General features: G+C 40.6%; 12 protein-coding genes. All 12 read left to right on the top strand.

Annotated elements, in window-relative coordinates; translation table 11 throughout:
- Nucleotides 1-123 precede the first annotated feature (123 nt).
- The 12 genes from LC455_RS04735 (at nt 124) to LC455_RS04680 (ending at nt 13394) form a co-directional block, all read left to right on the top strand.
- On the top strand, nt 124-2802 hold the full coding sequence (locus LC455_RS04735) for a calcium-translocating P-type ATPase, SERCA-type (protein ID WP_223588585.1): 2679 nt from the start codon (nt 124-126) through the stop codon (nt 2800-2802).
- Between the two features lie 101 nt (nt 2803-2903).
- Nucleotides 2904-3779, top strand: coding sequence for a YicC/YloC family endoribonuclease (locus tag LC455_RS04730; protein WP_223588722.1), 876 nt, complete (start codon nt 2904-2906; stop codon nt 3777-3779).
- Nucleotides 3780-3839: 60 nt separating this feature from the next.
- Nucleotides 3840-4103: an extracellular matrix/biofilm regulator RemA gene (gene remA, locus LC455_RS04725; protein ID WP_223588583.1), complete on the top strand. Its 264-nt coding sequence runs from the start codon at nt 3840-3842 to the stop codon at nt 4101-4103.
- An 11-nt stretch (nt 4104-4114) separates the two neighbouring features.
- The gene (gmk, locus tag LC455_RS04720) at nt 4115-4729 is read left to right on the top strand and encodes a guanylate kinase (RefSeq protein WP_223588582.1); all 615 of its coding nucleotides are present in this window, start codon (nt 4115-4117) and stop codon (nt 4727-4729) included.
- A gap of 1 nt (nt 4730) precedes the next feature.
- Nucleotides 4731-4949, top strand: coding sequence for a DNA-directed RNA polymerase subunit omega (rpoZ, locus tag LC455_RS04715; RefSeq protein ID WP_223588581.1), 219 nt, complete (start codon nt 4731-4733; stop codon nt 4947-4949).
- A gap of 139 nt (nt 4950-5088) precedes the next feature.
- Nucleotides 5089-6297, top strand: a complete 1209-nt coding sequence (gene coaBC, locus LC455_RS04710; RefSeq protein WP_223588580.1) for a bifunctional phosphopantothenoylcysteine decarboxylase/phosphopantothenate--cysteine ligase CoaBC — start codon at nt 5089-5091, stop codon at nt 6295-6297.
- Between the two features lies 1 nt (nt 6298).
- Entirely contained in the window at nt 6299-8710 is a 2412-nt protein-coding gene (gene priA / locus LC455_RS04705) for a primosomal protein N' (protein WP_223588578.1), read from the top strand.
- 55 nt (nt 8711-8765) lie between these two features.
- A complete protein-coding gene (gene def / locus LC455_RS04700; RefSeq protein ID WP_223588577.1) occupies nt 8766-9251 on the top strand; it encodes a peptide deformylase in 486 nt (161 codons plus the stop codon).
- Nucleotides 9248-10192, top strand: a complete 945-nt coding sequence (fmt, locus tag LC455_RS04695) for a methionyl-tRNA formyltransferase (protein WP_223588576.1) — start codon at nt 9248-9250, stop codon at nt 10190-10192. Before def ends, fmt begins: the two co-directional genes overlap by 4 nt.
- A 1-nt stretch (nt 10193) precedes the next feature.
- Nucleotides 10194-11543, top strand: coding sequence for a 16S rRNA (cytosine(967)-C(5))-methyltransferase RsmB (rsmB, locus tag LC455_RS04690; RefSeq protein WP_223588575.1), 1350 nt, complete (start codon nt 10194-10196; stop codon nt 11541-11543).
- A 3-nt stretch (nt 11544-11546) separates the two neighbouring features.
- The gene (rlmN, locus tag LC455_RS04685; protein WP_440446376.1) at nt 11547-12638 is read left to right on the top strand and encodes a 23S rRNA (adenine(2503)-C(2))-methyltransferase RlmN; all 1092 of its coding nucleotides are present in this window, start codon (nt 11547-11549) and stop codon (nt 12636-12638) included.
- A 6-nt stretch (nt 12639-12644) separates the two neighbouring features.
- Nucleotides 12645-13394, top strand: coding sequence for a Stp1/IreP family PP2C-type Ser/Thr phosphatase (locus tag LC455_RS04680; protein WP_223588573.1), 750 nt, complete (start codon nt 12645-12647; stop codon nt 13392-13394).
- The last annotated feature ends 5 nt before the right edge of the window (nt 13395-13399 follow it).

Below are 13399 nucleotides of genomic sequence, written 5' to 3'. Positions count from 1 at the left end.
TCCTACTTCAATAAAAACTGTCCTATTTTCCCCTTGCAAGAATGTTAATGATAGCATTTTTTTGGACGACCCTGAATAAGCTTTCTTTAGACATGTTATACAAGGGGGAAGTGAGATGGTCGGATGAAGTTCCATGAGATGGAGATAAATCAAGTAGAAAAGGCCTTAGAAACCGACTTTTCAACTGGATTATCACAGGAAGAAGCGAAAAGTAGAATCGCAGAGTACGGATTAAATGAATTGGACGAAGGAGAAAAGCAATCAGCTTTACTCTTATTTTTTAGTCAATTTAAAGACTTTATGGTTTTAGTGCTGCTGGCAGCGACCTTGATTTCCGGTTTGTTAGGAGAGTATATTGACGCCATTGCTATTATAGCGATCGTGATCATAAATGGGTTTCTTGGATTTTTCCAAGAAAGGCGGGCGGAAAAATCGCTAGAGGCATTAAAGGAATTATCCGCGCCGCAGGTTTCTGTCCTTAGGGACGGACAGTGGATTAAATTACCTTCGAAAGAAATTGTCAGCGGCGATATTTTAAAATTCTCAAGCGGTGACCGAATTGGCGCAGATGTACGAATCATAGAATCAAGAAGTTTAGAAATTGAAGAATCCGCACTTACTGGTGAGTCAGTGCCTGTTTCAAAGCATATAGAGTGTTTAACGAATCCTAACCCAGGTATTGGTGATATGGAGAATATCGCCTTCATGGGAACGATGATTACAAGGGGAAGCGGCGCCGGGGTTGTCATTGCTACAGGAATGAAAACGGCAATGGGACAAATTGCAGATTTACTGCAGAGTGCGGAATCACAAGAAACACCACTTCAGCGCCGCTTGGAGCAGCTTGGAAAAATATTAATAACAGTCGCTCTAGCTTTGACCGTGCTGGTTGTGGCGGTCGGTGTAATTCAGGGACATGACCTTTACACGATGTTTTTAGCTGGAGTATCCTTGGCTGTTGCGGCTATACCGGAAGGATTGCCTGCGATTGTGACGGTGGCCTTATCTCTTGGTGTGCAAAAAATGATAAAGAAAAATGCCATTGTCCGGAAGCTGCCGGCGGTCGAAACGCTCGGATGTGCTTCGGTTATTTGTTCTGATAAAACGGGAACCATGACGCAAAACAAAATGACGGTTACCCATTTATGGAGCGGGGGAAATACTTGGACAGTAGATGGAGTGGGCTATCAGCCGCAAGGAAATTTTTATCGGAATGATCGAACTGTTCAGCCAAAAGACGAGAGAGCCTTGCAGCAAATGCTGATATTCGGGATGCTCTGCAACCATTCGGATTTAGTAATGAAGGATGATGATTACATTCTCGACGGGGATCCAACTGAAGGAGCATTGCTTGTAAGTGCAATGAAAGCAGGCTTTGCAAGAAAGAAGTTATTAGATGAATTTACCATTATTAATGAATTTCCATTTGATTCGGCCAGAAAAATGATGAGTATTCACGTAAAGGACAAACAAGGGCGGCACTTCATCGTCACGAAGGGAGCACCTGATGTCATTTTAGGAATTAGTGAATCCATTCTTTGGGATGAACGGACTCAATATTTAAACAAAGAAACGCAAGTGAAGGTTCAGGATGCGATTAATGGACTTGCCTCACAGGCACTGCGGACAATTGCCATTGCCTTTAAACCTGTTTCAGCTAATACACTTATCTTAAGTGAAAAAGAAGCTGAGAAAAAATTAACTTTTATCGGCGTACAGGGAATGATCGATCCGCCAAGACCTGAGGTTAAAGCAGCCGTAAAAGAATGTAAAGAGGCTGGAATTAAAACGGTGATGATTACCGGTGACCATGTCATCACAGCAAAAGCGATTGCCTCTCAGTTAGGAATTCTAACGCAGAAAAGTAAGGTTCTTGATGGGAAAGCATTGTCTGATATGTCCGTTGAGGAGCTTGAGGAAATCGTCGATGATGTATCAGTCTTTGCCAGGGTTTCACCAGAACATAAATTGAAGATTGTCAAAGCCTTGCAAAATAGAGGGCATATTGTGGCCATGACAGGCGACGGGGTGAATGATGCGCCTGCTATCAAAGCAGCAGATATTGGAGTGGCCATGGGAATTACCGGTACAGATGTAGCGAAGGAAGCTTCGGCCCTTGTCTTATTGGACGATAATTTTGCAACAATTAAAGCAGCCATTAAAGAAGGCCGGAATATCTATGAAAATATTCGAAAGTTTGTCCGCTATCTGCTTGCCTCCAATGTCGGAGAAATATTGGTTATGTTGTTTGCGATGATCTTAGCACTGCCCCTGCCGTTAGTACCTATTCAAATTCTTTGGGTAAATTTGGTGACGGATGGATTGCCAGCCATGGCGCTAGGTCTTGACCGCCCGGAAGAAAATGTGATGAAACGGAGGCCGCGGAGCCCGAATGAAGGGGTCTTTTCGCGTGGTCTAGGTTGGAAGGTTGTATCCCGAGGATTTTTGATTGGACTTGTGACCTTACTTGCTTTTATCGTTGTTTATCATAATGATCCAAGCCAATTGAAATATGCACAAACGGTAGCCTTTGCAACACTTGTTATGGCACAGCTAATCCATGTTTTTGATTGCCGCAGTGAAAAATCAGTGCTATCAAGAAACCCGTTTGGAAATCCGTATTTAGTATGGGCAGTCATATCTTCTCTTGCCCTCATGTTTGTGGTCATTTACTATCCGCCATTCCAGCCAATATTCCATACGCTGCCGATCGCGGCAAAAGATTGGCTGTTGATTGTCGGGTTATCATCAATACCAACTTTTTTACTAGCTGGATCATTTTTGTTAAGAAAAACAAAATAAAGTATGTTATAATCCAAAAGGTAATAGAACCCTCTATTACCTTTTGTGTTTATTTAAGTTTTTAGAACCGATCATTTTTTCAAAGATTGGATGTGCAAATGATGGTTATAAGTATGACAGGCTTTGGAAGAGGGAAGGCTGATTCAGGTTCTTTCTCAGTGAACGTTGAGGTAAAAACGGTAAATCACCGATTTTGTGAAATGAATATTCGCATGCCAAGACAGCTTTTAAAAATAGAAGATAAAATCAAGAAGAAGCTCAATCAGCATATTCGCCGTGGAAGAGTAGAAGTTTATGTAAGCTTAGAGGGCGAAGGTGCTGTAACCAGGAAACTCCATGTTGATTGGAAGCTAATTGAAGAATATTATCAATTTATCAAGGAAGTACATGGAAAGTATGGTATTGAAGGTACAGTAACACTTCAGGATTTGCTAAATCGTTCGGATCTTATACATATTGAAGAAAGTGAAGCTGGGAATGAGGATTTAGAAAATTTAGTCCTTGCCGCAACGGAGGAAGCAGTACTTTTATTGAAACAAATGCGGACTTCTGAAGGGGAAGAAATAAAAAAAGATTTAATTGCGATCATCTCCCAATTGGAATCAATTATTTTTGAACTTCAGAAATTTGCACCTCTTGTTGTTCAGTCGTTTAAAGAGCGCTTAACAAAAAGAATGGTGGAATTCGTGAATGGACAATTAGATGAAACCAGGATTTTAACGGAAGTAGCTGTTTTTGCCGATAAGGCTGACATTAATGAGGAAATTACAAGATTAAAGAGCCATATCCAACAATTTTTGCAAGCCTTAACCGACCAGGAACCCATCGGAAGAAAACTGGATTTTCTCGTTCAGGAGATGAACAGAGAAGCAAATACAATTGGATCGAAGGCAAATGATTCAAATATTGCCAAAATGGTGGTTGAAATGAAAAGCTTACTCGAGAAGTTAAAAGAGCAGGTTCAAAATATCGAATAGGCCTTGTTTAGAAACAGTTTGACACGGTCAAAATATATTATTGATGATTGGATGATTACCATGTCGATTAAGTTAATTAATATTGGTTTTGGAAATATTGTATCGGCAAATCGAATTATTTCCATTGTAAGCCCGGAATCTGCTCCTATAAAAAGAATCATTCAAGATGCCAGGGATCGGGGATCATTAATAGACGCTACATACGGAAGACGTACCCGAGCAGTGATTGTAATGGATAGTGACCATGTCATTTTATCTGCCGTACAGCCAGAAACGGTTGCACATCGCTTAACGGACCGTGATGAATCAATTGAGGAAGGGTAGGATTTTTGCTAATGAAGGAAAAAGGATTATTGATCGTGCTTTCAGGGCCATCCGGGGTTGGTAAAGGAACGGTTCGCAAAGAGATTTTTTCCCATCCGGATACGGCATTTGAGTATTCTATTTCGATGACAACCCGAAAGCCGCGCACTGGTGAAGTCGATGGGGTAGATTATTTTTTCAAATCAAGAGAAGAATTTGAAACATTAATTGACCAAGGAAAGTTATTAGAGTACGCCGAATTTGTTGGGAATTATTATGGCACTCCTGTTGATTATGTTCGTGAAACTTTGGATGCCGGAAAAGACGTATTTTTAGAAATAGAAGTTAAGGGTGCACGGCAGGTCCGTGAGAAATTTCCTGAAGGGTTATTCATCTTCTTAATGCCTCCGAGCTTGTCGGAGTTAAAAAACCGGATTGTGACAAGAGGAACTGAAACAGAAGACATTATTCATAATCGGATGCTGTCTGCCCGCGAAGAAATTGAAATGATGGAATTATACGATTATGTCGTTGAAAATGATCAAGTCGAACGTGCCTGTGAACGGGTTAAAGCTATTGTCGTAGCCGAACATTGCCGCAGAGAACGAGTCGAACATCGCTATAAAAAATTACTGGAGGTTGAATAAAATGTTATATCCTTCTATTGATTCTTTGCTTGAAAAAATTGATTCAAAATACTCGCTTGTATCGGTTGCCGCGAAGCGTGCCCGCGCGATGTCCCAAGCAAGAGATGAAAGATTGCCGAAGTATGTTTCTTATAAATATGTTGGCAAAGCACTAGAGGAAATTTACAGCGGCGAGCTGACTTATCGGATTGCGAAGAAAGCAGAAACTCCTGCTGAGTAAAAAAATGAAGACTTAATGAAGGCGTGACTTTGGAAGGGCTAACACCTTAACGGTCAGCCTTTTTTATTTTGAAAAATGGCTTATATTCTAGCATAATGAAAGAGATGAAATGTGTTGGATTTGAAGTGGGGGTTTAAACATGCTAAATGAAAAAAAAATACTACTATGTGTGACCGGAGGTATTGCAGTCTATAAGGCAGTGGCATTGACCAGTAAGCTAGTACAAGCAGGGGCGCAAGTAAAAGTGATTTTAAGCGAATCGGCTTCTAAATTTGTTACCACATTAACCTTCCAGGCATTATCTAGAAATGAGGTTTATACCGATACCTTTGATGAAAAAAATCCGCAGGTAATCGCCCATATTGACCTTGCAGACTGGGCCGATCTTATCCTCGTTGCTCCTGCAACAGCCAATACGATTGCAAAACTTGCTGGTGGTATTGCCGATAATATGATTACAACTACCCTGCTTGCTGCAACGGCACCAGTCTGGATTGCCCCAGCCATGAATGTACATATGTACGACCATCCGGCGGTGAAAAATAATATATCGATTTTAGCCCAATACGGCTATCAATTTATTGAACCGAGTGAAGGGTTTCTGGCTTGCGGTTATATCGGAAAAGGGCGTTTGGAAGAGCCTGAAAAAATAGTTGAATTGGTGGGAGAGTTTTTTACAAAAAAAGAAATAAAACCACTTAATGGTAAGAAGGTTATCGTAACGGCGGGACCCACACGAGAGAAAATTGATCCTGTCCGCTTTATTTCAAACCACTCTAGCGGAAAAATGGGATATGCTCTTGCTGAAGAAGCAAAAAAGCAAGGTGCCGAAGTTATCTTGGTATCAGGTCCAGTACAAATTCCTGCACCAGCTGGAATAAATGTAGTGAGGGTAGAAAGTGCAGAAGAAATGTACGATGCTGTTCTCAGCTTTTATGAACTAGCTGATATCGTAATTAAAACAGCAGCCGTTGCCGACTATCGCCCTAAAACAACTTTTGACCATAAAGTGAAAAAGAAGGACGGAGACTCGAGCATTGAATTAGAGAGAACGAAGGATATATTATTTGAACTCGGCCAAAGGAAGAAGCATCAGTTGCTTATTGGGTTTGCTGCTGAAACAGATAACGTAGAAGAATATGCACGCAAGAAATTGGCAACGAAAAATGCGGATATGATTGTTGCCAATAATGTCAAAACAGAAGGCGCCGGTTTTGGAACGGATACCAACATTGTTACATTATTTAAACGGGATGGCTCCGTTGCAACATTACCGATGATGTCAAAAACAGCGGTGGCCGAAAAAATTATTGAAGAAACAACTTCACTTCTGAAGGATATGAAATGAAATGGAAATTGCTGCTGTAATCGTTGATGTGCCAACTAAACAAACGGATAAAGCCTTCGATTATCTCATCCCGGAGCGATGGAGGGAAACAATCCAGCCTGGGATGAGAGTCGTTGTTCCATTTGGACCAAGGAATATTCAAGGTTTTGTTACGGAAATAAAAGCTGAATCAGAATTTAATCAGCTCCGGGAAATCATTGAGCCTATGGACCTTAAGCCCGTTTTAAATCAAGAATTATTAGAGCTTGGAAACTGGTTAACGGAAAATACTCTTTGCTTTAAAATATTTGCCTACCAGGCCATGCTGCCAGCGGCATTAAAAGCAAAATATGAAAAAAAGGTAAAGCTTGCTCCGGGTGCTGTAATATCAGATTTACCTGAAGGGCTTCACTCTTATTTTAAACATAATGGAATGCTGAATTGGGAGGAAGCATTAAAAAGTGGAATCGTTTCACTTCTTCAACGGGAATCAGCAAAGGGGCATCTCGAAGTTATTTACGAGGTTAAGGAAAGGGTCAAGAAAAAAAAAGTAAGATATGTTCAGCCGCATGTTCCACCTGATACGTTAAAAGAAGAAATGGACCGTTTACCCGGAAATGCAGAAAAACAAAAAAAAGTTCTTGCCTTTTTTCTAGAGCAGAATAACGCCATCGAATTAAGTCAACTTGTTGCAAACCTTAACATCTCATCTGTAACTGTTAAAGCCTTGATTGATAAGAATCTGCTGACAGAGAGTGAGATGGAGGTTTATCGCGATCCATATGAAAATCGAATTTTTGAACGAACTCGAGCCCTGCCATTAACTGAGGATCAAACGAAGGCCATTGCACCGGTTCTGAATGCTATCGAAACAAATAGTCATGAGGTATTTTTACTTTATGGTGTAACAGGAAGCGGCAAGACAGAAATATACCTTCAATCGATTCAACAGGTCATTGAAAAAGGTCAGGAAGCAATTGTTCTTGTCCCGGAAATATCTCTCACACCGCAAATGGTAAATCGGTTTAAAGGAAGATTTGGCGATTTGGTTGCAGTGTTGCACAGCGGGTTGTCTGCCGGGGAAAAATATGATGAATGGCGAAAAATTCAGCGTAAAGAAGTAAAGGTGGTAGTCGGGGCCAGGTCAGCCATTTTTGCCCCATTTGAAAATCTTGGCATCATCATTATTGATGAAGAGCATGAAACGAGCTATAAACAAGAGGAAATGCCGCGTTATCATGCAAAGGAGGTGGCAATCGAAAGGGCAAAGACCTATAACTGTCCAATCGTATTAGGAAGTGCCACTCCGTCTCTTGAATCGTTTGCCAGGTCGCAAAAAAAGGTGTACCAGCTTTTAACGCTTCCATCTCGGATGAATAAGCAGACGCTTCCTTCTGTTGAGATCATTGATATGCGGGAAGAGCTTCGCTCAGGGAATCGTTCGATGTTCTCTCGAAAGCTTTTTGAGATGTTAAAAGACCGGATTGAGAAAAAACAGCAGTCTGTTTTATTTTTAAATAAACGCGGACATTCCTCCTTCGTTATGTGCAGGGATTGCGGATATGTGGTAAATTGCCCGAACTGTGACATCTCCCTTACCTACCATCGTGCCGGCGGGCAAATGAAATGTCATTACTGTGGTTACGAAACCTATGTTCCAAAGGTCTGTCCCGAGTGCTCAAGTGAGTATATCCGCTATTTTGGAACGGGGACACAAAAGGTGGAGGATGAGCTGGGGAAAATATTGCCTGAAGCAAAGGTCATTCGTATGGATGTCGATACAACTGGGAAAAAGGGGTCGCATGAACGGTTATTAAAGGATTTTCAGGATGGAAAGGCTGATATTTTACTAGGGACCCAAATGATTGCCAAAGGTTTAGATTTTCCTAATATAACACTTGTTGGGGTTCTTTCCGCCGATACGATGCTTCATTTGCCGGATTTTAGGTCCTCGGAAAAAACATTCCAATTGTTAACACAAGTCAGCGGAAGGGCTGGCCGGCATCAATTGCCTGGGGAGGTAATTATTCAAACCTATACGCCTGAGCATTACAGTATTGAACTTGCCGGTAAGCAAGACTATGACCTTTTTTATCAACGTGAGATGATGATACGAAAATTGCATCATTATCCGCCCTTTTATTATCTGTCATTGATCACTGTCAGTCATGAGCAGCTTATGACAGTTGTAGCAGCGACGGAAAAGATTGTGAACTATGTCCGCTCACAGGTTTCAAACGAAGCAGTTGTACTTGGGCCAGCAGCATCGCCCATACCAAGGATAAATAATAGATATCGCTATCAATGTCTGATAAAATACAAGCGGGAACCGAACCTGAATGCGGCACTAAAGATCATTCTTGACCAGCATCAAAAGGATGCAGCAAAAGGGCTTCAGGTTTCGATTGACGTAAACCCGTTTATCTTAATGTAATAGTGGAAAAAATAAAATAAAAACCATACCCATGATAAATATTGGAGGAAAAGCTTTGGCAATACGAAAAATTGTGACTTATCCTGCCGACATTCTCGAGCTAAAATGCCAAGAAGTAGACAAGTTTGACCGAAAGCTAGCGAAAGTGCTTGATGATATGTACGACACGATGATTGAATATGATGGGGTTGGACTTGCTGCCCCGCAAATAGGCTTAAATGCTAGAATTGCAATCGTTGATATTGATGATGAGTTAGGAACCATCGAAATGATTAATCCTCGGATTTTATCTACATCAGGAGAGCAAACAGGACCAGAAGGATGTCTAAGCTTTCCAGGATTATATGGTGAAGTTACCAGACCAAATTATGTAAAAATAGAAGCTCTCGATCGGAAAGGGAGACATTACACGCTAGAAGCAGAGGAGTTTCTTGCTAGAGCCATTCAGCATGAAATCGACCATCTTGATGGGATATTATTCACCACAAAAGTATCAAGATACCTTGAGGAAGATGAGTTAAAAGGAGTAGAAAGTGAATGACCAAAATTGTTTTTATGGGGACACCTGATTTTTCCGTTCCGGTACTTAGACAAATACTTGCGGATGGGTATGAAGTAATTGGGGTTGTGACCCAGCCAGATCGGCCGGTAGGAAGAAAAAAAGTTTTAACACCTCCTCCAGTAAAGGTGGAAGCCTTAAAACAAGGGATTCCCGTCTTTCAGCCGGAAAAAATCCGTCAGGAAGAAGAGCTTCAAAAGATCCTCTCACTAAACCCAGATTTAATTGTAACGGCTGCCTTTGGCCAAATTCTGCCAAAGAAGCTGTTAGAAGCCCCTGCACATGGCTGTATTAATGTTCATGCTTCCCTTCTTCCAGAATTGCGCGGCGGAGCGCCTATCCACTATGCGATTATGCAAGGGAAAAAGAAAACAGGAATAACCATCATGTATATGGTAGAGAAACTAGATGCAGGAGATATTTTAAAGTCAGTAGAAGTGCCTATCGCGGAAGATGACAATGTTGGTACGCTCCATGATAAGTTAAGTAAGGCGGGAGCAAAGCTGCTCTCAGAAACATTACCGTTATTATTGGATGGAAAACTTAAACCAATTCCGCAAAATGATGGAGAAGCGACCTTCGCTGCGAATATTAAACGAGAACAGGAAAAGATTGACTGGGGGAAAACCGGGGAAGATATATACAATCATATTCGCGGATTAAACCCTTGGCCTGTTGCTTTTACGACGATGGATGGACAAGTATTAAAAATTTGGCGTGCAGAAAAGGTTTTAGGTATAAAGAGCCAAGTGCCTGGAACCATTGTAAAACTAGAATCAGATGGCATTACAGTGAGTACTGGGAATGATACCTCTATTAAAATCCTTGAACTTCAGCCTTCTGGAAAAACGAAAATGATGAGTGAACAATTTTTAAGAGGAGCAGGCTCAAAAATTTCACTAGGCAGCCTACTAGGAGAATAACATGACATCAAAGAAAAACAATGTTCGCGAAACCGCAATGGATCTTTTGACAACCATTGAGAAAAACCATTCATATAGCAATTTGCTGCTAAATACCACCATAGAAAAAAACGAATTATCTCCAAAAGATGTCGGATTACTTACTGAATTGACATATGGAACATTGCAAAGGAGAATGGCTCTGGATTACTATTTAAAGCCATTTGTCAAAGATAATAAGAAATTAGCGGATTGGATTCATCATTTACTAAGAATGACTCTTTATCAAATGGTTTACCTTGATAAAATACCTGACCGGGCCGCCATTTTTGAGGCGGTAGAAATTGCCAAAAAACGCGGGCATAAAGGGATAGCCAGTCTGGTAAACGGAGTGCTTCGTAGTATTCAAAGAGAAGGAATCCCTGCATTAAGTGAAGTGGTTGATCCTATTGAACGTCTTTCACTCGAGACCAGCCACCCTTTTTGGCTTGTGAATAGATGGGTGAATCAATTTGGTTATGATAAAACAAAAGAAATGTGTGAAATTAACTTAACAGCGCCTATGCAAACAGCACGAGTTAATCTTACAAAGATTTCTAGAGATGAATGTGTTTCGCTGCTTGAGGAAGATGGGTTTCAAATTGAAAAAAGCCCAATCATTCCTGAGGCGATAAGGTCATTAAAGGGAAACTTAGCTTCTACCATTGCCTTTAAATATGGAATGTTTACGATTCAAGACGAGAGCTCGATGCTTGCGACCTATGCACTAGGTGCATCCGAAGGAGAATTTGTCCTTGATGCGTGTGCAGCTCCTGGAGGAAAAAGCACGCATATTGCTGAAAAACTAAATAATACGGGTGAAGTGATTTCCGTTGATCTTCACCAGCACAAGGTTAAATTAATTAATGATAATGCCCGCCGTTTAGGATTATCAAATATAAAAACAAATGTCTCTGATTCAAGACATTTACAAGAAAAATTTAACAATGAATCTTTCCATCGAATTCTTCTTGATGCTCCTTGCTCTGGCCTTGGGGTAATGAGAAGAAAACCAGATATGAAATATACGAAAACCGAAAAAGATTTAGAACGATTAAGTACCATTCAACAAAATCTGTTAACCTCCGTTGCTCCTTTATTGAAAAAAGGCGGCATTCTGGTATATAGTACATGCACCGTTGATAAAGAAGAAAATGAAAATACAGTCAAAACATTTTTAGAAAATAATCAAGAATTTGAAGGGGATTTTTCTTTTAAAGATAGGATGCCTGAAGCCGTTCAGCCGTTGATTACCGGCTTTGATTTACAAATTTTTCCTCAGGAATTTGGATCTGATGGATTTTATATTGCAGCTTTAAGAAAGAAGGTGTAGTTTTTGGAACAATTAAATACAACTGAGACGAACACAGCAGTAGAGATGAAGAAAAAATCAATTTATTCATTGGAGCTTCATGAATTAAAGGAATGGCTGTCGGAGAATGGTGAAAAGCCATTTCGCGCTGAGCAGATTTTTGATTGGCTTTATAAAAAAAGAATTACCTCTTTTGAGGATATGAGTAATGTTTCTAAAGGACTCCGTGAAAAACTATTAAGTCATTTTCAACTTACACCTTTAAAGACAGTCATTCAACAAACCTCTTCCGATGGAACAATTAAGTTTCTTTTCGAGCTTCACGATGGCTATTCAATCGAAACCGTTCTCATGCGCCATGATTATGGAAACTCGGTGTGTGTAACAACGCAGGTGGGCTGCAGAATTGGCTGTACCTTCTGCGCGTCAACCCTAGGTGGATTGAAAAGACACCTTGAGGCGGGAGAAATTGTTGCGCAAGTGGTCAAAGTCCAGCAAGCTCTTGATGAAACGGAGGAGCGTGTAAGCTCTGTTGTTATTATGGGAATCGGGGAGCCGTTTGATAACTACGATAATATGCTTTCATTTTTAAAAATTATTAATCATGATAAAGGGCTGAATATCGGTGCCCGCCATATTACCGTCTCGACTAGCGGAATCATTCCGAAGATTTATCAATTTGCTGATGAAAATATGCAAATCAATTTTGCCATTTCACTTCACGCTCCAAATACTGAATTAAGATCAAGACTGATGCCGATCAACAAAGCCTATAAACTTGATGACTTAATGAAAGCAGTACGGTATTATATCGATAAGACAGGAAGGCGCATAAGCTTTGAATATGGTCTTTTTGGCGGTGTAAATGACTCGACAGAGCATGCTGAGGAATTAGCAGACCTATTAAAAGGGATTAAATGCCATGTGAATCTGATACCGGTAAATTATGTACCTGAAAGAGATTATGTCCGTACACCTAAAGATAAAATTTTTGCCTTTGAAAAAACGCTAAAAAAACGTGGAATTAATGTGACAATTCGCCGAGAGCACGGTCATGATATTGATGCAGCATGTGGACAACTTCGTGCAAAGGAGCGGAAGGAAGAGACGAGGTGACAGAATGTGAAGGCTGTTTTTAAAACGGACCAAGGAAAAGTTCGCCAAAATAATGAGGATAATGGTGGAACTTTTGTCAATCGGGACGGACATCGCCTAGCCATTGTAGCAGATGGCATGGGCGGTCACCGTGCCGGTGATGTTGCAAGTAAAATGACAGTGACATACTTACAGGAAAAATGGGAGCAGGCTCAAGGGTTAAATACTGCTGACCAAGCTGAAGAATGGTTGAAGTCAAATATTCTTGAGGTTAATCGATTGTTGTATGAACATGCCAGGAGCAATGAGGAATGTGAAGGAATGGGTACAACGATCGAAGCGGTGATTGCTACAGACAATTTTACATCGATTGCCCATGTGGGCGATTCTCGCTGTTACATTTTAAATGATTCCGGATTCCAACAGTTAACGGATGACCATACTTGGGTCAATGAATTAGTCCGTACAGGACAAATTTCGAAAGAGGATGCGGAGCATCATCCAAGGAAAAATTGGATATTACGAGCCTTAGGGACTGAACAAGATGTGAAGATTGATATTAAAACCATTATGTTCGAGGAAGGAGACTATCTGCTTATTTGCTCAGATGGGTTATCCAATAAAGTAAGTGACACAGAAATGGTTCAAATTCTTCAGAATCAAACTACGCTTGAACAAAAAGCACAATCACTCATTATCATGGCAAATGATAATGGCGGAGAAGACAACATTACCCTAATCATTCTAGAGTTTAATAATGAAAATGAAAGAGGGTGATGAAA

The organism is Neobacillus bataviensis (genome assembly GCF_019969725.1).
The sequence above is the reverse complement of the archived record's forward strand: the minus strand, read 5'-3'. Positions and strand labels throughout refer to the sequence as shown.

What these genes read in the sequence shown, in the direction of transcription:
- LC455_RS04735 (WP_223588585.1), top strand. Translation starts at nt 124, where the DNA reads ATGAAGTTCCATGAGATGGAGATAAATCAAGTAGAAAAGGCCTTAGAA.
- LC455_RS04730 (WP_223588722.1), top strand. Translation starts at nt 2,904, where the DNA reads ATGGTTATAAGTATGACAGGCTTTGGAAGAGGGAAGGCTGATTCAGGT.
- remA (WP_223588583.1), top strand. Translation starts at nt 3,840, where the DNA reads ATGTCGATTAAGTTAATTAATATTGGTTTTGGAAATATTGTATCGGCA.
- gmk (WP_223588582.1), top strand. Translation starts at nt 4,115, where the DNA reads ATGAAGGAAAAAGGATTATTGATCGTGCTTTCAGGGCCATCCGGGGTT.
- rpoZ (WP_223588581.1), top strand. Translation starts at nt 4,731, where the DNA reads ATGTTATATCCTTCTATTGATTCTTTGCTTGAAAAAATTGATTCAAAA.
- coaBC (WP_223588580.1), top strand. Translation starts at nt 5,089, where the DNA reads ATGCTAAATGAAAAAAAAATACTACTATGTGTGACCGGAGGTATTGCA.
- priA (WP_223588578.1), top strand. Translation starts at nt 6,299, where the DNA reads ATGGAAATTGCTGCTGTAATCGTTGATGTGCCAACTAAACAAACGGAT.
- fmt (WP_223588576.1), top strand. Translation starts at nt 9,248, where the DNA reads ATGACCAAAATTGTTTTTATGGGGACACCTGATTTTTCCGTTCCGGTA.
- rsmB (WP_223588575.1), top strand. Translation starts at nt 10,194, where the DNA reads ATGACATCAAAGAAAAACAATGTTCGCGAAACCGCAATGGATCTTTTG.